This is a genomic window from Chroococcidiopsis sp. SAG 2025 (genome assembly GCF_032860985.1).
Taxonomy (GTDB): Bacteria; Cyanobacteriota; Cyanobacteriia; order Cyanobacteriales; family Chroococcidiopsidaceae; genus Chroococcidiopsis.
On record NZ_JAOCNC010000001.1, the window covers coordinates 4,317,359 to 4,337,262 of the forward strand.

Genomic DNA, 19,904 nt, shown 5'->3' on the forward strand with positions numbered 1-19,904 from the left:
TATCCCATAGAAGCGCTACTAGAAAAAAATCAGCCCTCTTTTCTTGACTCGGCTACTAAAAACCATCAGGAGAAAATCTTTCAGACCGATCGTTGCCGTTTCAATTCTTGGATCAGAGTTTGATATCGCTTGCTAGCTTCTTTCGCTTGAAGCATGAGAATTTTTCCTTGTTGGCGATCGCTCTTGCTTGTCTCCACTGCGAGTCTGCTCAGATCGGCTGCCTGTTTACCAAGTTCTTTGATGCGCGTTGTCAACTGTTCGATTGTTTTCATTCTCCCTCTAGTTCTGCAATCAAAATTTCCAAGTTTTCTGCCTCTTCATATAGTTTATCGGCTCTGCTAGCTAGCAAGCTAGCATCGTCAAAATCATCATTTTCTAATGCTGCTTCTGCTGCTTGGTACAAGTCGGCTGCTGTCTGTTACAGTCGCGCATATGCAAGCCATATCGCGACAATTGTATTTTGTTTCATCCGCTAGATTGCCCTAAATCTCAAAGCTACGATAATTTACGCTCTCTCTCATTAGTTCTTGGTATATGCCGTTTTCATTATGATTGTTCCATCAGCTTTTTCAACAAAGAGAACGACAAATGTGAAATCGGCAGTTATTGTAGATGGTAGAGGAAAAATTCTGGGATTGAGTCAATTTTTTGATGGATTCTTCGCAACAGTTAAAGCAGTTAGTCAGCGCTGACATACCTAGCTTAAGTAAATATTACCGAGAAATGGCTGCCCAACAGGGAGCAGGGGTGTTGGTAGTCAACTACTACCCAACTGGGGAAGTCGCACAGATGGAGGCAAGATTTCTCACTTCGAGCCAAATTCAGCGAATTGCAAGGCAAATGGGACTGCCTACCCTCCAAGCCGAATTCGAGCAGCACGACCAAAAAAACCAAATGGTGATCGCGCTCGTCACCGCACAGACTAAAGGCGTAGTGACAGTTGAAGTAGAAGCGATCGCATCTGAAACACCCAGCTCAGAAATACCAGCAACCAAAAGTTCGGATGCTTCCGAATCAAACGCAAAACGTAAATCTTCTGCTCGGACATCCCAAGAGCGCAAATCAACTGCCAAGACAACGACACAGCGCCAAGCCAAGAAACAACCAAAAGAAGCTGCAATACCAAAGCCTGAAACACCAGAAGAATCCCCAAGCCTTGTATCTTCCCAACCAAGCACCCAAATAGAAGCGACTGCACAACCAACAGTAGAACCAGACTCTACTCCTAAATCCAGCTCAAAAGGTAAGACAACTGCCAAAACTTCAAAGCCAGCCACTCGTGGCAAAACTGCGACTAAAACGACGACAAAACAGAAGCCGCAGCCTGAAGTCTCATCCTAAACAGCCTTTGCACCGACCGCCCAACCAGAAGCTGCTCCACAGCCGACAGTCGAGCCACAAACCACACCCAAATCTACCTCAGCAAAATCCACTTCCAAGACTTCAACTTCAGCCAACCAGCACAAAACTTCTGCCAAATCAACCACAAAACAAAAGTCGCAGCCCGAAACATCACCCCAAACACCCGCACCTGTTGCCCAAGAGCGCTCCGACAAACCAGAGCCAGAAACTACTGCCCCACCACCAGCCAAACGTAAATCTTCTCCCACTGCTTCTGCGAGACGCAAGTCTTCTGGTGATGCAACAAGGCGCAGTCCGACATCACGGGGAGCTAGAGGGAAAAACAGAGTTAACTGTCAGGTTTGATAGCTAGAATAAAAGCTAGAACGAGGTAAGAGTTTTACGCTCTAGAGAGCATAAGGTTTGGCTGCTTAGTAATCTGTGTACCAATTGCTTTTGAAAATTATCATAGGGTATGAACTACAAGAGTGGCAAATAGCTAAAGCGAAAATGGAATTAGATGAGGATTCCTCAAGCTCTTGACTATTACGTAGCTTGCTTCTTTGCACTTGGTGCGAGTATGACAAAGTCCACAATTATTTAGTCAACTCTCTTGTATCCTCGCTTTCCTCTTCGCTTTTGCAGCTTGTAGTAAGTTATTAACGCGGCTTGATAATCAGGGCAATCTAAATCTTTTGACTTGCCAAATCCCCGATAGACAGCACTGCTCCAAGTCTTGGTAATCATCCACTCTCCAAATAGGTTTTGCCAAAGGGTTAAGGTGTAGAATCGCGTATCTCTTTGCCACTTCGATTGAAGCCATTTGTCAAGTTGGTAGGCAATTTTTACAGTCATCTCAACCACGTTTTTGCTGCTTTGGGAGCAAGAATCTGTCAACACAATGATTTTAATAATTAGGCTCGGCTTGTGCGTTACTGAGTCAAAAATATCGGTGACATTTTGTAAATTTTTCTGCTTTGTTCAAAGGAGTTGTCATGGGTTACGTTGTAGAAGAATTTAACCTAAGTCAGTCACCTCAAGGCTTCTACGACGTGGATTCTACATAATGGAGTACATAGCGGAATCAAGTTCTCCGGTTGGTTATCTTCTGGGGTGAAAGAGCGCATGATGCACCGAGAGAGTCACAAGCGTCCACTCAGAACGAGCGAGCGAGTCAGGTTTTTCTCCAGGGCGCTTTCCACATTTGCTGGCAATGCTGACAACGCCAACCAGCTGCTTGTTTAATACTCAAGGCAAAAGAGTTCCAGTTTTTGGGGTAGCGTTGTTGATCGAGAGGCATAAGGAGAAGATTGGTAGAACTTGAGTGGGGAACATTACATATAGTAAATGTCGAACCTGGACTACAGTAAGAATAACTCAAAAGATCGCTATATCATCACTAACAAGATCTTTAACAACCCAGAGGCGATCGCAAAACTGTTTCCTTTGCCTCAAGCACCCGTTTCATCAATCGATTGAGGAAAAAAGTGCGGGTCTAACACCTGCTCTAAAGAATATACGCCCGCCGAAGGAAAAGTCGCTGCGCTCAATCCAGTTTCAGCGCTTGCTTGGGAGACTGCTTCTAGGTAGCATTGAGTCAAGATTTCTTCTAAGTAGGTGGATGCCTAAGCCAGGGAGTCGCCCCCCTGACTCGGCTACAAAACCGTGCATGAACTTTTAAATTCACACGGCTCCTCAGTAACTTGGTGCTTGTCAAACACACCTATTAACTCAGAGTTAAAAGGGATTACGGTTGAGATAATCCTCATCTATCTCTTGAACTGTAACAGCAACATTATCTGCTGCCGTTTTCACATCGTGGCAATGTCCATGAAGTAATTGAAGGTTATCATAACTATCCTTGCCGCATGAAAAACGGGGGATTTTATGGTCGATTTCTATCAAATCTCCATCATTGAAAAACAGTCCACAGTGAGTACATTTTCCTTTTTGCATCTTTAGGAGTGTTGCCACCCGTTTTGGCGCTTCAGGATGTTTACCCATTCTAGAACTCCAATAAACCCAATCACCATCAAACGGGCTTCGGCTTCCTTGCACTTGTATGTGTCTCACAATTGGAGTTTCACGGTGCTTTAGTAAACGAATCTTCTGATTGTGGGGTTTGAATACCCAGTTATCCGACCCAACAGATTGCCAATATTTTTGACAACTCCACCAGGAAGATTTATTAGGGTGACGATGTTCTGCCCATGCTTTTAGCTGGCTGAATAAAGTTGTATCAGCCTGGTTAAATATGCGTTTGCTGACGACACCTGAGTAGTAGTTTGTCCATCCACGGATGACGGGATTCAAATGAGCGATTAAATCAGATTGTGGTACTGATTTATGCCCATTAATCAATTTACCTATCTTCTGCGTGTGTGTCTTCAGCTTTGCTTTACTTGGGGTAATCAGAGTTTTGTAACCAAGTAATTTTCCGTTTGAGCTTTTACCACTGTGATATTTTCCAACAGGAAATTGTCGGACAGTGAAACCCAGAAAATCAAGACCAACCCGAGCTTCATACATATTAAGTGTATGGGATATTCGGGTTTTACTTGGTTTCAATTCCAGCCCCAATTCGCTTAACCACTCACTAATAATCTGCTGACATCTTTGGATAACGGCAAGGTCTTTATGCAGAATGACGAAATCATCTGCAAATCGAATTAAGCTTATTGCTGTATAGTTCGTCGCTAGAGAGCCGGGTAGACTTAAAGCAACTTGTTTAATTCTATTTTCCATGCCGTGGAGGGCTATATTCGCTAATAATGGCGAAATCGTACCCCCTTGTGGAACACCCATTGATGTTGTTGTGTTGTCAGATTTCTCCCTCAAAGCATATTCGGAGAAATCAATCACTCCCGCTTTTAACCATGCACGAATTTGTCGGCAGATGGTGGGGAATGTATTTAATTTTGACAGCAGAACATTGTGATTAATTTTGTCAAAACATTTCGCAATATCGGCATCCAACACATATTTAGGTTTGAACTTAATCGTGTTGAATATTGCCTGAATCGCATCATGGGCGCTTCTTCCTGGTCGAAAACCGAACGAGTTTGGCTCAAAACGGGCTTCCCATTCAGGTTCTAAGGCTAATTTTACTAGACCTTGCAAGGCACGGTCAAAAATTGTAGGTATTGATAACGGGCGAAATTCTTCCCGACCACCAGGTTTTGGTATCCACACCCTTCGAGTGGGGGTAGCTTTATTTCCTAGTTTTAAGGAATTTACCAATGTCAGACGTGCTGCTGGGGACAACGATTTTACGCCATCCACTCCTGCGGTTTTTTTTCCTCGGTTATCTTGTGTTATTCTACGCACCGCTAAACACTTAGCTGACCAGGAATGTAACAAAGTTTTCTGGAGTTTTCGGACTGCTTTGACATCACCACGCTGCGAGGCTTTGTAAATGCGCTTTTGCAACTTAAATACCTTCCTCTGGTGCTTTCGCCAGGGGATAGCATTCCATTCCACCGTAGTCTTTACACTCGTTTTAGACGTATACATTGCTACTTGTACCTCTACTATCCAAGTCACCGTGCCTCCGTCTGCATATCCTCCTCATTACAAAGAGGCGTTGGCTTCTGAGGCAATCCTTCCCCCTGAAGGCTTGCGGTTGGCTACCTACTCAGGAAATCGACCATTTTCTGAGAGCGCATTAGGGAGTTACTTCGTTCCCAATTTTTCGTTTGACGCTGGTTTTAGGATTCTCTCTCTTCACCGGGTTTATTGTGAGTGCATATTGGTCTGCCGCTTAATCAGCCAACCACTTATCCTCTCCCTTTTGGGACAAGCCTCACAGCCTTTTGGCTTGTTTTGCATTACGATGATTCAGTCAAGAGATTTGTATTCCTATCCATGACCAGCTATGCTTGGCGGGATTCCGCATTAGGCTAGTAGTTACCGCCATGATTCCCCGCTTTACCCCAACAAGGAACCACCTTGTTGAGATAGGGGACTCGCTGTCACTCCTGCACCTGGAGGGATGGAATTACACCATCACGAAAAACTGAGTTGTCAAGGTTCGGTTGGGAATAATCCCTTCTATTTACCTTGCCTGTCATCCCCGAATATTTCTACTCATTTCGACAGAACGAATCACACTAGCGAACTGCAAACATCGGGAGATGAAACTGCAAACAAGGCGGTTTTGAAACCACATTCTCTGCAAATAGAGGGGGACTCAAAACCACAATATCTGCAAATGAAACCACAATCGCGCTCATACAAACCACATTAGCTGCAAATAAGCTATAAGCCTTACAAGTCGGCAACTCCAAGAAAAATTGCCCCGAGTCGTCCAAAAAATAGGAACTTTTTCGCCGGACATATATGTACGCTTTTTATGGTTTAATTTGAACTAATACCGTTCGATTAAATCCCTAAAGCTGTTAAACCCAACTGCTCCTGTGGCTATGGTGATTTATGCTTATTTGAGAGTCTCTAGCGACAAACAAGACCTGCACAATCAACGACATGGCATTTTAGAGTATGCCAACATACACGCTTTGAGTCCCATCCAGTTTATAGAGGATACCGTTTCTGGACGGGAAAAATGGGAGTCGCGGGGTGTGGGACTACTACTAACTCAAACAGCGCAAGCCCAAGATGTAGTCATCTTCTCAGAAGTTAGTCGAATGGCACGCTCCACCCTACAAGTATTAGAAATGCTAGAGTGCTGCGTGCGTCGGGGAATCAACGTCCATATCGCCAAACAAGGAATGGTATTGGATGATTCAATGCAAAGCCGAATTACAGCAACGGTTTTGGGCTTAGCAGCAGAAATCGAGCGGGAATTGATTGTACTGAGAACCACCGAAGCACTAGCCAAGCGTAAAGCTGAGGGGAAAGCGTTAGGGCGACCCAAAGGACGGCAATCTGCACATTTGAAACTAGACACCAGGGAAGCAGAAATTCGCAGCTATTTAGCCAAAGGGATCAGCAAACGCTCAATTGCCAAGCTCGTCGATTGCTCTCCTTCCACCCTCTATGATTGGTTGGAACGCAAACATCTCCACCCACGCCACGAGAAACTGGTGGGGAGGTGAAGCGGATGCCAAAGAAACAAATACCAATTGATGCCATCGTAGACTTGCGCCGTCGTCTCGACCAACTACCACCGCGCAGCTCATCTCGTCGAGTCTTACTCCAGGAAATAGCACAACTGTACGGGATCTCTGAAGATACTGTGTATCGGGCGCTGCGAGAGCCTAATTGTGTCCGGTCTGTGCGCCGCGTCGATTATGATGTCCCGCGTATTATCCCCAAAGCCAGACTAGAACGCTACTGTGAAATCATTGCGGCAATTAAAATCCGGACCTCCAACCGCAAAGGTCGCCATTTATCTACCGTACAAGCAATCCGGCTATTGGAAGAAGATGGGATTGACACTCAGAGGCGGTCACGTTACGGTTCCAGTCGGTTTACTCAAAGCAACCACCGTCAACCGTTACCTCAAAAAGTGGGGCTATGACTACGATACTCTCCTGCGGCAACCACCTGCCGTTCGCTTCCAAGCAGAATATAGCAACTCTTGCTGGCATTTTGACCTCAGCCAAGCGCGATCTCAAGCACGTCAAAGCGCCTGCTTGGATAGAGCCAGGGCGCGGACATCCCCTATTGATGCTTTATAGTGTCGTGGATGACCGTAGTGGCGTTGCATATCAGGAATACCACGGTGTTTATGGCGAAGATGTAGAAGCAGCATTGCAGTTTATGTTTGCCGCCATGTCGCCTAAGTCGAGTCCAGACATCCCCTTTCAAGGTATTCCCCAAATGCTATATATGGATAACGGACCGATTGCCAAGAGCCTGGTGTTTCAGAAGGTGATGGAATACTTAGGCGTGGAGGTACGCACCCACCTGCCCAATGGGAAAGACGGACGAAGAGTGACGGCTCGCGCCAAAGGCAAAGTAGAGCGCCCGTTTCGCACTGTCAAGGAAATGCACGAAACTCTTTACCACCTGCATGAGCCGGAGACAGAAGCCGAAGCGAATGCTTGGTTGATGCGGTTTTTGCTGCACTACAATAGTCAGCCGCATCGTAGCGAATCCCATTCCCGCAGTGAGGACTGGATGGCTAACCTACCAAAAGAAGGAATCCGGCAAATGTGTAGCTGGGAGCGGTTTTGTACATTTGCACGTTCACCGGAACGCCGCAAGGTTGAGATTGATGCTCGCGTTACGGTTGAAGGGGTGGCTTATGAAGTCGAGTCAGATTTGGCTGGTGAAACTGTAGTTCTTTGGTGGGGATTGTTCGATAACGAACTATACGTAGAACATCTTGAACGCCGCTATGGTCCTTTTCTCCCCGTAGATGGTCCAATTCCCCTACATCGCTATCGTAGTTTCAAGAAAACACGGACGCAGAAACGAGCTGACCGAATTGAATCTTTGGCTCAACAGTTATCTTTGCCACGCCATGCTATTGCCAAGGTAAATCTAGTTGACTCTCCACAAAGTTTCGTTGAATTAAAGGTGCAGCCATTTGTCGATCCCGATCCGTTTCAAGAACTGACTTATCCCACAGTTATTGCGGCAAAACAGGCGATTGCTATGGAAGTATTTCGGGTGGAATAATTCCTCCCGAAATACTTCCGAGTATTTGGCACGACCGCTAGCTAAACTTACCCCCGGACAAATAGCTTATATTAACGCAACTTTAGACAGCACTCTAAATAAACAAGTGGTGATGGAAAAAATTCGAGATTTCTTTAATCCCTTACGAGGTAAGGCTTGAAAACTGGGCAGGCTTCAAAACAAAGCGTAAAGCCTCTATGGTTTATCGAGGGGATAGTAAAGCCTGCCCAGTTTTTCACACGGCTAATTGTTTACTAGGAAGTCACCATGCTGAGTGATGTGATGAATTATTTTGGTCTAAAACGAACCTTGGAATATGTAGGTTTTTTTGAGACTGAAGAGCAAGCCCATTTATTCAAAGAGTTAAAACCCCTTCTTCGGCAAGGTCGATTGATTGCTATAGCAGGGGTTGTTGGCTGTGGTAAAACGACTACTTTGCAGCGGTTGCAATTAGAATTAGCCACGGAAAAGGACATGATTATTTCTAGGAGCCTTGCAGTTGACAAAGATAAAGTGACCTTGGGGACTTTAATGGCTGCTTTATTTTGCGATTTAGCTACAGAAAAAGATGCCAAGCCACCAACCCAACCAGAACAACGCGTTCCTCTTGCTATTGGCGTTGATTCAGAAATGCCGTAAACCAGTTGTCTTGCTAGTGGACGAAGCCCACGACCTCACAACACTACGTTAATCAAAATTAAACGCTTGATTGAATTGGTACGCCTCCAGGGTAGCATTCTATCGATATTATTGGTGGGGCATCCCAAGTTGAAAAATGATTTGCGCCGACCATCTTTAGAGGAAATTGGTGCTAGAACAACTGTGTTTAGCCTCGAAGGTATTCGCGGACATCAGACGGAGTTTATTCATTGGCTTTTAAATGAATGTATTCACGAAGAATATCTGGTATCCGATCTAGTGACTGATGAAGCAATTGCATTTTTGGCGGAACGATTGACAACCCCGTTACAAATCGAGCATTATTTAAAACTAGCATTTGAATCTGGTTACAAGGTAGGCACAAAACCAATTACAACCGGAATAATTGAGTCGATTTTAGCTCATGCCATTAACGATCTAGAACCTCGCTTAATTCGGCATGGTTATAATGCCAAAGTGTTAGCAGAATTATTGAATGTGCGGACGGCTGAGGTGAATTCTTTTCTCCACGGTCAATTGCCTCCTGGTCGAACCCAAGATTTGAGAGACCAAATGCTGAAAATGGGAATTCCTGTGTAGAGGGAAATTGGATTTATCGCACGCGGGTTGGATGTGAAAACGGGAAATACCTTGTGCAGAGTTTTTTGAATTCGCTTGTGTCCGATTTATATATAAATAAATGAACATATATGTCCGGCGAAAAAGTTCCTATTTTTTGGACGACTCGGGGCAATTTTTCTTGGAGTTGCCGACTTGTAAGGCTTATAGCTTATTTGCAGCTAATGTGGTTTGTATGAGCGCGATTGTGGTTTCATTTGCAGATATTGTGGTTTTGAGTCCCCCTCTATTTGCAGAGAATGTGGTTTCAAAACCGCCTTGTTTGCAGTTTCATCTCCCGATGTTTGCAGTTCGCTACACCTAGGGGTCGTCCATAATGGCGTGGCTTTTCCACTGCTGTGGTGGATGCTGGATCAAAAAGGTAACTCTAATACTTCGGAGCGGATTGAATTATTGGAGGAGTTTTTTGAGGTGTTTCCCACGGCTGAAGTAGACGATTTAACGGCTGACCGAGAGTTTCTTGGAACTGATTGGTTTGAGTATTTGTTGGAGCAAGGAATGGTAGAGTTTCGCATTCGCATTCGTGAAAGTGACAAACTCGACAATCTCCAGCAATCGCTCAAAGCCAAAGTGGTCTTCAGCAACCTGAAACCCGGACAGCATCAAGTCTTGCGTCATCGTCGCTACTGTTTGGGGACACTGGGTTTACGTCGCCGCATTGCGACTCGAAGATGGAAAATTTCTGATTGTTGTGACGAACCATCGTCCTCGTCGTGCCATTACTGATTACGCTAAACGGTGGGCAATTGAGACCCTGTTCGGCTGTTTGAAAACCCGTGGGTTTTGTTTAGAGTCAACTCACCTTCAAGACCCAGAACGGCTTAGTCGGATGATAGCCTTGCTAACCATTGCCCCGTGCTGGGCATTTTGCACGGGGCAATGGTTAGCTCAACAACGGGCAATCAGCATCAAAAAACATGGACGCAAAGCCAAAAGCATCTTTCGCGCTTGGTTTCGACCATATCCGAAATATTGTTCTCAATTACCCCTAGCTGCCAACTCGTCGTGCAGTTCTGCCAGCATATCGGTGGCAGTTACATCTAGTTCGCCGACCGCTTCTGCGTCCAGCACAAACCATTCTATAGGACTTGCTTCTGCCTCAATTGCTTCAAACGATCGCCGCTTGAAATTTTCCGCATTCGCAAAACACAGGGGAGCATCATAGCGATAAATTACCAATCCAGGGATGGTTTTTGCTCCCTTCCAATCTTCAATATCGTGCAGTCCTGGTATTCCTGGGACTTCTCCCAAAACAGCATCGTGCGGACGCGCCACGCGAGCTAGTAAATCGAGCGCGGATAAACCGACAGCGATCGCCACGCCAATTAAAATATCCGTCACCAGAACCCCAACAGTAGCGATCGCGGCAAGGACAAACTCACTGCGGCGAAATCGCAATAGCCTGAGAAATTCCGGTATGTCAATTAGCTTCATAGCAGCAAAGATGACGATCGCCCCTAAAGCTGCTTTGGGAAACAGTGCCAGCAGCGATCGTAGGAATAACAAGACGACAACCACCACAACCAGCGCCACGAGGGAAAACATTTGCGTCTTGCTACCCAACGAATTGCCAATTGCAGTACGGCTACCGCTGCTACTGACGGGAAAGCCTTGCATTAATCCGTTGCCCAGGTTAGCAACTCCCAACGCCAAGAGTTCTTGGTTAGCGTCAATTTTGTAGCGGTTACGGGTAGCAAATGCCCGCGCTGTCAGCACGTTATCGGAATAGCCGACAATGGCAATCCCAATTGCCGATGCGACAAGTGGTGATATTTCTCGCACCGAGATTTGAGGCAAGCTCAAGTGAGGTAATCCTGCCTCAATTGCACCGACAACAGCAACACCTTGGCGATCGAGATGAAATATTGCTACTGCTGCTGTTGACAATAACACTGCTAGTAACGGAGCTGGTGCAGTCGGAAAGCGGCGTTGAATCGCCAACAAAAAGACTAAGACTAGAACCGCCAGAATTAAAGTTGGCAAGTGAATGCGATCGAGCTTTTGCCAGAATTCGATCGCCGTGCCGAAAACAGTATTTGCTTCCATTGCAATACCGCCGATCTTGCCGAGCTGCCCCACAATCATAATCAGAGCAACTCCTGCCATATATCCAATTAAAATTGGTTTTGACAGTAATTCTGCCAGAAACCCCAATCGGGCAACATAACCAACGATACAGGTAAGACCGACGATGACAGCCAGCCAGGAAGCAAGGCTAGCATAGTTACTACCATCTGCTGCTACTAAAGGCGCGATCGCTGCTGCTGTCATCACTGCCGTCGTCGATTCCGGTCCTACCGAAAGCTGAGTCGACGATCCCAGTAGGGCATAGATCGCCATTGGGGGTAGAATTGCCCATAACCCCCTGATTGGTTCGACTCCCGCCAACTCTCCGTATGCCATGCACTGGGGAATTAAATAGGCAGCTACCGTTACCCCCGCCAGCACGTCTGTTTGCAGCCAAGTTTGCTGGTAGGACAGCAACCGTATTAATCCTGGCATCTTTAATCCTGGCATTAAAAGCAGGGCAGCTTTCCGAATCTTCAACATTGCGAACGCGAGCGGTCTGGGGAGATTATTGTATCATCGATTACATTAGTTTTTTCACCTTCAAACCAGCATGGCTGGGGTGGTACTCTTCCAGTTCAATTGGCACTGGCTCAACTTGCCAGATTTCTTGGCAGTATTCTTGAATGGTGCGATCGCTGGAAAATCTGCCCATCCGAGCTACATTCAGAATTGACATCCGCGCCCAATTTTCGGTGTCTCGATACGCTCGACCGACTCTTTCTTGACATTCGATATAAGCTTGGTAATCTGCCAAAACCAGATATTCGTCTTTCATCAACAAAGATTCGACAATCGGTCGGAATAAGTCAGGGTTGCTAGGAGAAAAATAGCCAGAAGCAATCCGATCGATCGCGTCTCTCAGTTCGGTGTTATGGTGATAATAATCCCAAGGATGATATCCTGTAGTTTTTAACTGCATGACTTCCTCTACTGTTAAACCGAAGAGGAAAAAGTTTTCTGCCCCTACAGCCTCGCGGATTTCGATATTAGCACCATCCAGCGTCCCAACAGTCAGCGCCCCATTCATCGATAGCTTCATGTTGCCCGTTCCCGAAGCTTCTTTACCAGCAGTGGAAATTTGCTCGGAAAGATCGGCAGCGGGAATAATGCGTTGCGCTAGAGATACGTTATAGTCTACCAAAAATACGACTTTTAAGCGATCGCCCACATCTGAATCATTATTAACAACATCTGCTACTGAAGTAATCAACTTAATAATCAGTTTTGCCATTGAATAACCTGGTGCTGCTTTACCTGCAAAAATGAAAGTCCGAGGCAAGATCTCCCCGCTCGGATTTTTTTTCATTCGGTTATACAACGTGATGATATGCAGCACGTTTAAGATTTGGCGTTTGTATTCGTGAAGGCGTTTTACCTGGACATCAAATAATGAATTTGCATTCACTTCAGTTCGATTGAATTGCAAAATGTACTCTGCCAAGTCATGCTTATTTTCCTGTTTAATTTGCTGCCAACGATCGCAAAACTCAGCATTATCTGCCAGCGATTCTATTTGCCGCAGTTTTTCTAAATCTTTAATCCAACCCTTGCCAATTCGGTTTGTCAGTAGTAGTGCTAACTTGGGATTACAAAGTAAAATCCAACGACGCGGAGTAATGCCGTTAGTTATATTATTAAATCGATCGGGATACAGCGCGTCGAAATCCTGCATCAACTGGTGTTTCAGCAAATTTGTATGCAGTTGAGAGACACCATTAACTTTATGGCTGCCTAAACAGGCTAAATTAGCCATCCGCACGTACTTTTCGCTGCCTTCCTCAATCAATGACAGCCGCGCCACTCGTCCCATGTCGCCAGGACAACGCTGCCAGACCTCTTGGAGGAAACGCTGATTAATTTCATAGATAATTTCTAGATGCCTGGGTAACAGACGACCGAATAAGCTGACCGACCAGCGTTCTAGTGCTTCTGCGAGTAGAGTATGGTTGGTGTAAGCAAAAGTATTTTGAGTAATGTGCCACGCTTTGTCCCAATCCAAATTGTGTTCGTCTACTAGTAGCCGTATCAGTTCGGCAATACCTATAGATGGGTGCGTATCATTCAACTGGATAGCGACTTTTTCGTGAAAGCAGTCAAAGTTATCGTGATTTTGTTGGTAGAAAACAATAATATCTTGCAGCGAACAAGAAACAAAAAAATACTGCTGTTCTAAACGCAATTCTCGCCCTTGGGCAGTATTATCGTTGGGATAAAGCACTTTAGAAATATTTTCAGAAAAAATTTTATCGGCAACAGCATGGGTGTAATCTCCAGCGTTAAAGACTTGGAAGTTAAACTCAAGACTGGCTCGCGCACTCCAAAGCCGCAATGTATTCACCGTGTTGTTACCATAACCTGGGACGGGCGTATCGTAAGGCGTACCATATATGGTGCGTTCCCCAATCCAGCGAACGCGAACGCGACCATTTTGGTCAACATATGTCTCAGTCCGTCCGCCAAACTTAACTTCCACCCGATAATCGAGGCGGGGAATTTCCCAAGGATTGCCAAAACGCAACCAATTATCGGGGTGTTCTACCTGCCAGCCATCCTGAATCGATTGGTCGAAAATGCCAAACTCGTAGCGAATACCATATCCGACAGCAGGGATTTCTAACGTTGCCAGCGAGTCTAAAAAACAAGCAGCTAGCCTACCCAGTCCGCCATTCCCTAAGCCAGGTTCCTCTTCCTGTTCCCTCAAATCGTACAGGTCTAAACCCGATTCCTCTACAGCTTGCCGCGCTTGCTCGTAGAATCCGACGATAATCAGGTTGTTGCCCAATTGCCTACCCATGAGAAACTCTGCCGAGAGGTAAAAGACGGCTTTCACATCTTGGGCAAAATAGGTTTTTGTGGTTTGAATCCAGCGGTGCAATAAGCGATCGCGCACTGTATAAGCCAGTGCCATATAATAATTTTGCAAGTTAGCCCAATACTCGTCTTTTGCAATCAAGTAATAAAGGTTATCGGCAAAGGCACGTTTGAGAGTTTCTACACTCATGCCAGTGCGATCGTCTTCTACCTGGACTTCGACGTGTTCCGTGCGTCGGATGTGTCTTTTAGTCCCATTGCGATATTTATTATGACTTGGCTCAAGCTGCTGGCGATCGGTTGGTGGCATCGAGCTTTCCTCTACATCAAGTGCAGCAATTTCAAGATAAAAGCTTTGCCGATCGGAGGAATGTTACCTTAATGTTTTTTAGTATTCTCTTGTGGAAATTCTCAGATGCACAAAAACTAATGCGGTAGCAGGTAATTTCTGACTAAAACTCTGGCGAAAGTATAGATAAATCTATCTTTTATCTGCGTGAATCTGCGATTAAATCTACAAATAAATGATTCGTATAATTGGTTACTTGGCTAGTTTGAGATAGAACTGAAACCATTGACTTGCCGAGCGTGCCACTGCTTCGAGCGTGCCTGGTTCTGTAAACAAGTGGCTGGCTTGAGGGATAATCTGTAACTGTTTTTGAGTATGGAGTTGTGCCAGCGCATCCTGATTGATGCCAATTCCTGGGAAGTCATGCTCGCCGACAATTAGCAGGGTGGGAGCCTGAACCCAAGCTAGTGCCGAACCCGCCAAATCTAAACGCCCACTACGCGAGACGATCGCGCCTACATCTGCTGCTCGTTGCGTCGCCGCCAACACGATCGCCGCACTACCTACATCAACACCAAAATAACCCAACCCCAGATCTCCAACATCTGAAGATTTTCGCAACCAATCTGTCACTCCTACCAGTCGCGCCGCCAGCAATTCAACGTCGAAGTGTTTTGTCCGCAGGTCAATCGCTGCTTCTTCCGGTGTCACCAGGTCAACTAGTAAAGTTGCTAGTTTCGCCTGACGGAAAATCTCAGCAGTATAGCGGTTGCCAGGACTATGACGGCTATTACCACTGCCGTAAGCAAATAGCACGACTCCTTGGGCATCTACAGGGATTACTATGTCTCCTTGTAGTTGCACCGAGTCAGCCGCGATCGAGACTAGGCTCTGTTGAGTATTGAATTGTATTGTTTTCATCGGTTTATCCCCCTGCTTGACAGCAACACTGCTTCACGATAAAAACAACGCAGCATAGCCATTTGCCGCTTCTGCTAAGAGAGCGCGGACTTCTTCGTCGGTAGTTTGAGCGAATTCTTCGTACCAAAAGCTAATCGCCGACAATTGTTCTACTTCGATCGCGCAGACAACATCGTCTGCTTCTGTTCGCAACTGCTGACAAACTGAAGTAGCGGCAATTGGAACCGCTACAATAATTTGGTGCGGTTGCTGCTGCCGCAGTGCCGCGATCGCCGCTCGCAGAGTCGAACCCGTAGCGATTCCGTCGTCTACGAGAATCACCGTGCGGTTTTCGACGTGAGGCATGGGACGATTGCCTCGATAAAGGCGATCGCGTCGCTCTAATTCTGGCATTTCCTGTTGGACGGCGGCATTTATCTCTGCTTGAGGTATGCCCAGCCAGTTCACCACGTCGTTATTAAGTACCAGCACGCCACCCGTAGCGATGGCTCCCATTGCCAATTCTGGCTGCATAGGTACGCCCAGCTTGCGGACTAGAATGATGTCTAAGGGTACATTCAGTGCTTTTGCTACCTCAAACGCTACTGGTACGCCACCACGCGGTAGCCCCAGCACCAGCACATCCGGTCGTTTGGCATATGCTGTGAGCTTGGTAGCTAACAGCTCGCCTGCTTGAGTGCGGTTTTGGAATTGTGCTGTCATGATTTTCGCCTTAGATCGAATTGGCGTTCGGTTTCATGTCACTTCTTTACACTCACTACGCACCACAAATAAATAGGATTGACAACAAGCCAATGTCAAAAGCCTTTGACATTGGCTTGTTGTCAATCCCATTTTGTCATTGCCTAACGCAGATTAATCTAAACTGCTGTTCGCATCCAGCATAGTAATGCCAAAGCTTTCTCCATCTGAGTTTTGAGTTTGCTACTCAGATCGACTCTGAGTTTCAGCTCATCCTGTAGCAACACTTGAATTGGAGTTAGTGCTGCTGCTAATCGTGGCGCTGCTGGATTTCCTGCTGCTGTAATTAGATGAGTTTCTATCGGGATTTGCCAAGTCTTGACCGTCAATTTAGGCTGAACTGTTGTTGGATTAGGCGCTTCCCAAGGATCGGGAATCAGTTGCGGTTGATTAAGTGGGTCTCTTGATAAGTTTTCTAACATAGCCTGAGTCCCCCTTTTGCTATCTGTGGCGATGGTCGCGAAGCGTTTGCGTTCGCCCCTGGCGTTGCCGCGCTCTTGCATGGTCGAAGAGCATACCACATAAGCGCATCGCTTCTAGTTTGTAGCAGATAGCAAGTAAGTCTATTACTTTTATCTTATCAAGTCTTGAATTTCAGCTTTCTCTAAAACGTAATTAAGTAACAATTCTTATTCAGTTTTGTCGAGTGCTTTGTTATTGTTTTTACTGAAACTAAACTCGCGTTCAAAAGCAATTTGTGAGAAATTGGAAAGCTCAAAGCGGATAATTTTCTTGCGAGTCAGCCAAATAAATTAACAGACTATATCGAGATCGATACAGTCCGTTAATGACTGGGTGTTAAATTGTGCAAGGTTTCCTCCACAACCATTCTAGGGTTTATAGGTTTCGCAGTTTTGCCTTGAACCTCTCATAGTTGCCTCTTCCTAAGAGCCTGGTTTAGCCTTGCTATTTTTCGGGACGTTGCTACTAGTTCTATGTTTGAGGTTCACTACGATTCCAATACTATATTAACATAATAGAAAGCAATATTTATCTTTTTTTTAGGTGAGATCGATGCAAAATTACTCATCAATAGAGTAAAAGTTTAATCCAAAAAATGCTATAAGCTCTACCTATTTTCTCACAGTTTTTCAAAATCATCTTTTGGCTTTATTGCTCGCTTTGACTCTGGTTCAACTTGTCCTACGAGCAATTGTCTCTGTATCTTTTGAGAGTGAAACTCAGTGCGATTTTGCCAGAAGATAAAACCAGCCATTGCCAGGAGAAAATAGCCAAAAGCTTTTTGTAAGTGTCTCGCTTGCACGAACCTAACTAAGTAAGCTCCAGCAACAATTCCCAGACTAGCAGCAACAGTAAATGTGGCGATTAACTCCCAATTCAAATTGACACGTCCTAAATAACCGAAAAAGCCAGCAATAGAGTTGAGAACAATTACTAGTAGAGACGTACCGATCGCCTGTTTCATCGGCACTTTTGCGAGCAAAACCAATGCAGGCACGATCGCAAAACCACCACCCACACCTACTAACCCCGTTAGCGCCCCCACGCCGAGTCCTTCACTCACCAGCCACAGCCAGCAATATCTGCATACTGGTTTGGGATACAACTCCAAGTCTGGTTCTCTTACAGGCGGAGGTAAGGTAGTTTGAGGATGCTTGCGAAGCATAAACACTGCTGCCAGCAACATCATCGTGCCGAATAAAATCATTTGTAGCGTTCCTGTCACAAATGGCAGTGTGGCAATCCGAGCGCCTGCATAGGCTCCTACCATCGTTGACAACCCGAACATCCCAGCTGTTTTGGGCTGGACGTTGCCGAGTTTCCAGTGGGGAATTGCCCCTAGAAAACTCACCGTACCGACGATCGCCAAACTCATCGCGATAGCCGATTTCGGCGGTACGCCCATGACATAGACTAAAGTGGGAACTGCCAGAATTGAGCCACCGCCACCGATTAAGCCTAAGCTAATTCCAATTGCAGTGGCAATAACGTGACCCAAAATCCACCCGATTGTCATAGTCATAATACTTTGCCTCTCAAGATGAACGGACTGCAATGGTATGCCATTCCTGCACCACTGGCGAGTATTTGCCCTGGCGATGCTTCTAATTGGAGGAAAGCGGCGTTGTTAAATCAGATGCGTTCCGATCGCTCCATGACTCAACAACGTCGCAGAATTAAGTTAGGCGGATAACACCTCACCTTTGGCGATTTTGATTTTCTTGCCATCGAACTTAGTCAGCACAAAGCCATCAAACCGCTCGTTGTAAGTGCGGCTGTAATCGCGCAGCATCCCAATTGCCTGGTCTTCTCCTATCAGCAAACCTTGGATGCCATCCGAGCGGTAGTGGACACCAGCCGCATCGCGTCCCAGCGAAATGTTGCTGGCAAGTTTATCAATCTCGTGACCGAGAGTGAGAGCTTGCCCTTGCCAAGGCTCCAACGTCGAACCATCTGCATTTGCCTGCATTGGCTTGGGGATAACAAAATCTTCGTTGAAGAAAGCCTTCAGCACTGTAGCGCAAGCACCAGCAGTAGCAGCATGGGCGGCTGGGTAAGCTGGATGGGTCGGACAACCTTCAGCGTAGGAAACAGGTAGCAAGCAGGTGCGGTTGATTGCGATCGCGCGTTTTACTGCATCGCAATTTAGAATATTGGCATGAATGTCGTAGGCTTTTTTGCCTTTAATCTGGTTCTCGATTCGACCAGCAAAACTCTCTGGACGCAGCCGCCGATGCACGAGCCATTTGTGATACCACGCCCCTTTTTGACCGATAATTGCCGCTTGCGCCACCAGAGATAGGATATTTTTGTTACCGAAAGTAATATCGCCAAACTGCGTCTTGGAAGCATGATACGGGTTAGTAGGAGACAGTGCCTCCGATCCAAAGCGCAATACAATCAGCGCGGCATTTAGGTAGGGTTGGAAACTGAAGTCTTGGTGGACGTATTCAGCAAGTTCTCGGTGACTGCAAATATATCGCGGCTGCGAGTCAAACTGGAGCTTGTGGGTTGGTTTCACAGCTCGCTGACAGGCTAACCACTCTTGGTAATCGGTGAGGAAACTTTGACCTTTGGTGGGAAATTTGTACTGTTGCTCGATTGTCTTGATGCCATAAGGGACATCAAGCCAGAGGAACTGACTGATGAATAGTCCAATGAGATCGCCCCTGGTTTCACCACGGAACAGCATTTCTGGCGTTACCTTACCACCTGACTTCGGACCCACGATTTCTGAAAAAGCATTCAGGTCGGACAGTGCTGCTGCAACGAGCGGGTTGGATTCATAATCGCGGAACGACACATCGCGAGTCAGTGCCAGCCAATAAACTTCAGCCATTTCAGCAGCCATCTGAGGGCTGGCGAATGCGGGTGGTGCGCTCAAGCGAGTCGCATGGCTATCGACACCGAATAGGTCATAGGCGTATGTCGCTTGGGGATCGTTCAACTTTGCTTCTGCTTGCGGTGCTAGGGGAATCTGCTCAAAGCGTTTGGAGTCGCCACTTTTGAGAATCGATAAGAAAGTCGCATATGCCTTCGGATCGACTTCGCCAAGATCGTTGTGGGGTAGGGCTTTAGCAAAACACGCCCGCTTGTCTGCATATCTTTCTTCATCTCCATTAGTTGGCTGTGATGGTAGCTTTTGTTTGAGATATGCTTGAGCGGCATCTCGGCGAATCCGAAAAGCCATTTCTTGGCGTTGTCGCGTGTTGAGCGGTCCCACTTCAACTGCTCTAGCTTTCCTTTGAGTCAGCAGTGCCGTGCCTAATCCCGTGCTAGCTGCGACGATCGCCACTCCAGTACCACTACCGCCTTGGAGAAAACTCCGGCGAGACACGGTAAAACCTTTCTTACGACTTTCCTGAGAAGTTTCTGAGTGCGTAGCTTCGTCTCTACTCTTCTCCAT

18 protein-coding genes and 3 pseudogenes are annotated in these 19,904 nt (G+C 46.2%); 8 read left to right on the forward strand and 13 right to left on the reverse strand.

What is annotated here, in order from left to right:
• Positions 1-80: 80 nt before the first annotated feature.
• Both N4J56_RS20845 and N4J56_RS20850 read right to left on the reverse strand, forming a co-directional pair.
• Entirely contained in the window at positions 81-272 is a 192-nt protein-coding gene (locus tag N4J56_RS20845; RefSeq protein ID WP_317108183.1) for a hypothetical protein, read from the reverse strand.
• Complete coding sequence (locus tag N4J56_RS20850; RefSeq protein WP_317108184.1) at positions 269-403, reverse strand: hypothetical protein; 135 nt, start codon at positions 401-403, stop codon at positions 269-271. Before N4J56_RS20850 ends, N4J56_RS20845 begins: the two co-directional genes overlap by 4 nt.
• 248 nt (positions 404-651) lie before the next feature.
• Here N4J56_RS20850 and N4J56_RS20855 point away from each other — a divergent pair, with 248 nt between their 5' ends.
• Complete coding sequence (locus N4J56_RS20855; RefSeq protein WP_317108185.1) at positions 652-1,341, forward strand: hypothetical protein; 690 nt, start codon at positions 652-654, stop codon at positions 1,339-1,341.
• Here N4J56_RS20855 and N4J56_RS20860 read toward each other — a convergent pair.
• The 4 genes and pseudogenes from N4J56_RS20860 to ltrA all read right to left on the reverse strand — a co-directional run bounded on the left by N4J56_RS20860 (position 1,338) and on the right by ltrA (position 4,854).
• A complete protein-coding gene (locus tag N4J56_RS20860; RefSeq protein ID WP_317108186.1) occupies positions 1,338-1,628 on the reverse strand; it encodes a hypothetical protein in 291 nt (96 codons plus the stop codon). The two genes, N4J56_RS20855 and N4J56_RS20860, sit on opposite strands and share 4 nt — an antisense overlap.
• Positions 1,629-1,941: 313 nt before the next feature.
• Positions 1,942-2,196, reverse strand: coding sequence for a hypothetical protein (locus N4J56_RS20865; protein ID WP_317108187.1), 255 nt, complete (start codon positions 2,194-2,196; stop codon positions 1,942-1,944).
• A 596-nt stretch (positions 2,197-2,792) separates the two neighbouring features.
• A pseudogene (locus tag N4J56_RS20870) lies at positions 2,793-2,948 on the reverse strand (DUF29 family protein); the annotation flags it as partial.
• 130 nt (positions 2,949-3,078) lie between these two features.
• Complete coding sequence (ltrA, locus tag N4J56_RS20875; RefSeq protein WP_317108188.1) at positions 3,079-4,854, reverse strand: group II intron reverse transcriptase/maturase; 1,776 nt, start codon at positions 4,852-4,854, stop codon at positions 3,079-3,081.
• Between the two features lie 908 nt (positions 4,855-5,762).
• Here ltrA and N4J56_RS20880 point away from each other — a divergent pair.
• From N4J56_RS20880 to N4J56_RS41150, 6 genes and pseudogenes are all read left to right on the forward strand, one after another.
• Entirely contained in the window at positions 5,763-6,395 is a 633-nt protein-coding gene (locus tag N4J56_RS20880) for a recombinase family protein (protein WP_317108189.1), read from the forward strand.
• A 20-nt stretch (positions 6,396-6,415) separates the two neighbouring features.
• Positions 6,416-8,086: pseudogene (locus N4J56_RS20885) on the forward strand (IS481 family transposase).
• Positions 8,087-8,193: 107 nt separating this feature from the next.
• Complete coding sequence (locus N4J56_RS20890; RefSeq protein ID WP_317108190.1) at positions 8,194-8,565, forward strand: hypothetical protein; 372 nt, start codon at positions 8,194-8,196, stop codon at positions 8,563-8,565.
• A 75-nt stretch (positions 8,566-8,640) separates the two neighbouring features.
• Positions 8,641-9,165: a hypothetical protein gene (locus N4J56_RS20895; protein ID WP_317108191.1), complete on the forward strand. Its 525-nt coding sequence runs from the start codon at positions 8,641-8,643 to the stop codon at positions 9,163-9,165.
• Between the two features lie 297 nt (positions 9,166-9,462).
• Positions 9,463-9,930 carry a hypothetical protein gene (locus N4J56_RS20900; RefSeq protein ID WP_317108192.1) on the forward strand — a complete coding sequence of 156 codons (468 nt, stop codon included), beginning with the start codon at positions 9,463-9,465 and terminating at the stop codon, positions 9,928-9,930.
• A pseudogene (locus N4J56_RS41150) lies at positions 9,896-9,997 on the forward strand (hypothetical protein); the annotation flags it as partial. The gene N4J56_RS20900 and the pseudogene N4J56_RS41150, both read left to right, overlap by 35 nt.
• Positions 9,998-10,182: 185 nt before the next feature.
• On the opposite strand, the gene sulP reads toward N4J56_RS41150, so the two are convergent.
• The 6 genes from sulP to N4J56_RS20930 form a co-directional block, all read right to left on the reverse strand.
• On the reverse strand, positions 10,183-11,754 hold the full coding sequence (gene sulP / locus N4J56_RS20905) for a sulfate permease (RefSeq protein ID WP_317108193.1): 1,572 nt from the start codon (positions 11,752-11,754) through the stop codon (positions 10,183-10,185).
• Positions 11,755-11,794: 40 nt separating this feature from the next.
• Positions 11,795-14,395 carry a glycogen/starch/alpha-glucan phosphorylase gene (locus tag N4J56_RS20910; protein WP_317108194.1) on the reverse strand — a complete coding sequence of 867 codons (2,601 nt, stop codon included), beginning with the start codon at positions 14,393-14,395 and terminating at the stop codon, positions 11,795-11,797.
• A gap of 231 nt (positions 14,396-14,626) precedes the next feature.
• Positions 14,627-15,295: an alpha/beta hydrolase gene (locus tag N4J56_RS20915; protein ID WP_317108195.1), complete on the reverse strand. Its 669-nt coding sequence runs from the start codon at positions 15,293-15,295 to the stop codon at positions 14,627-14,629.
• A gap of 33 nt (positions 15,296-15,328) precedes the next feature.
• The gene (locus tag N4J56_RS20920; protein ID WP_317108196.1) at positions 15,329-15,997 is read right to left on the reverse strand and encodes a phosphoribosyltransferase; all 669 of its coding nucleotides are present in this window, start codon (positions 15,995-15,997) and stop codon (positions 15,329-15,331) included.
• A 158-nt stretch (positions 15,998-16,155) separates the two neighbouring features.
• On the reverse strand, positions 16,156-16,557 hold the full coding sequence (locus N4J56_RS20925; RefSeq protein WP_317108197.1) for a hypothetical protein: 402 nt from the start codon (positions 16,555-16,557) through the stop codon (positions 16,156-16,158).
• 560 nt (positions 16,558-17,117) lie between these two features.
• Positions 17,118-18,020 carry a sulfite exporter TauE/SafE family protein gene (locus tag N4J56_RS20930; RefSeq protein WP_317108198.1) on the reverse strand — a complete coding sequence of 301 codons (903 nt, stop codon included), beginning with the start codon at positions 18,018-18,020 and terminating at the stop codon, positions 17,118-17,120.
• An 18-nt stretch (positions 18,021-18,038) separates the two neighbouring features.
• On the opposite strand from N4J56_RS20930, the gene N4J56_RS20935 reads away from it, so the two are divergent.
• The gene (locus N4J56_RS20935; protein WP_317108199.1) at positions 18,039-18,191 is read left to right on the forward strand and encodes a hypothetical protein; all 153 of its coding nucleotides are present in this window, start codon (positions 18,039-18,041) and stop codon (positions 18,189-18,191) included.
• On the opposite strand, the gene N4J56_RS20940 is transcribed toward N4J56_RS20935, so the two are convergent.
• The gene (locus N4J56_RS20940; RefSeq protein WP_317108200.1) at positions 18,180-19,904 is read right to left on the reverse strand and encodes a hypothetical protein; all 1,725 of its coding nucleotides are present in this window, start codon (positions 19,902-19,904) and stop codon (positions 18,180-18,182) included. The genes N4J56_RS20935 and N4J56_RS20940 overlap by 12 nt on opposite strands.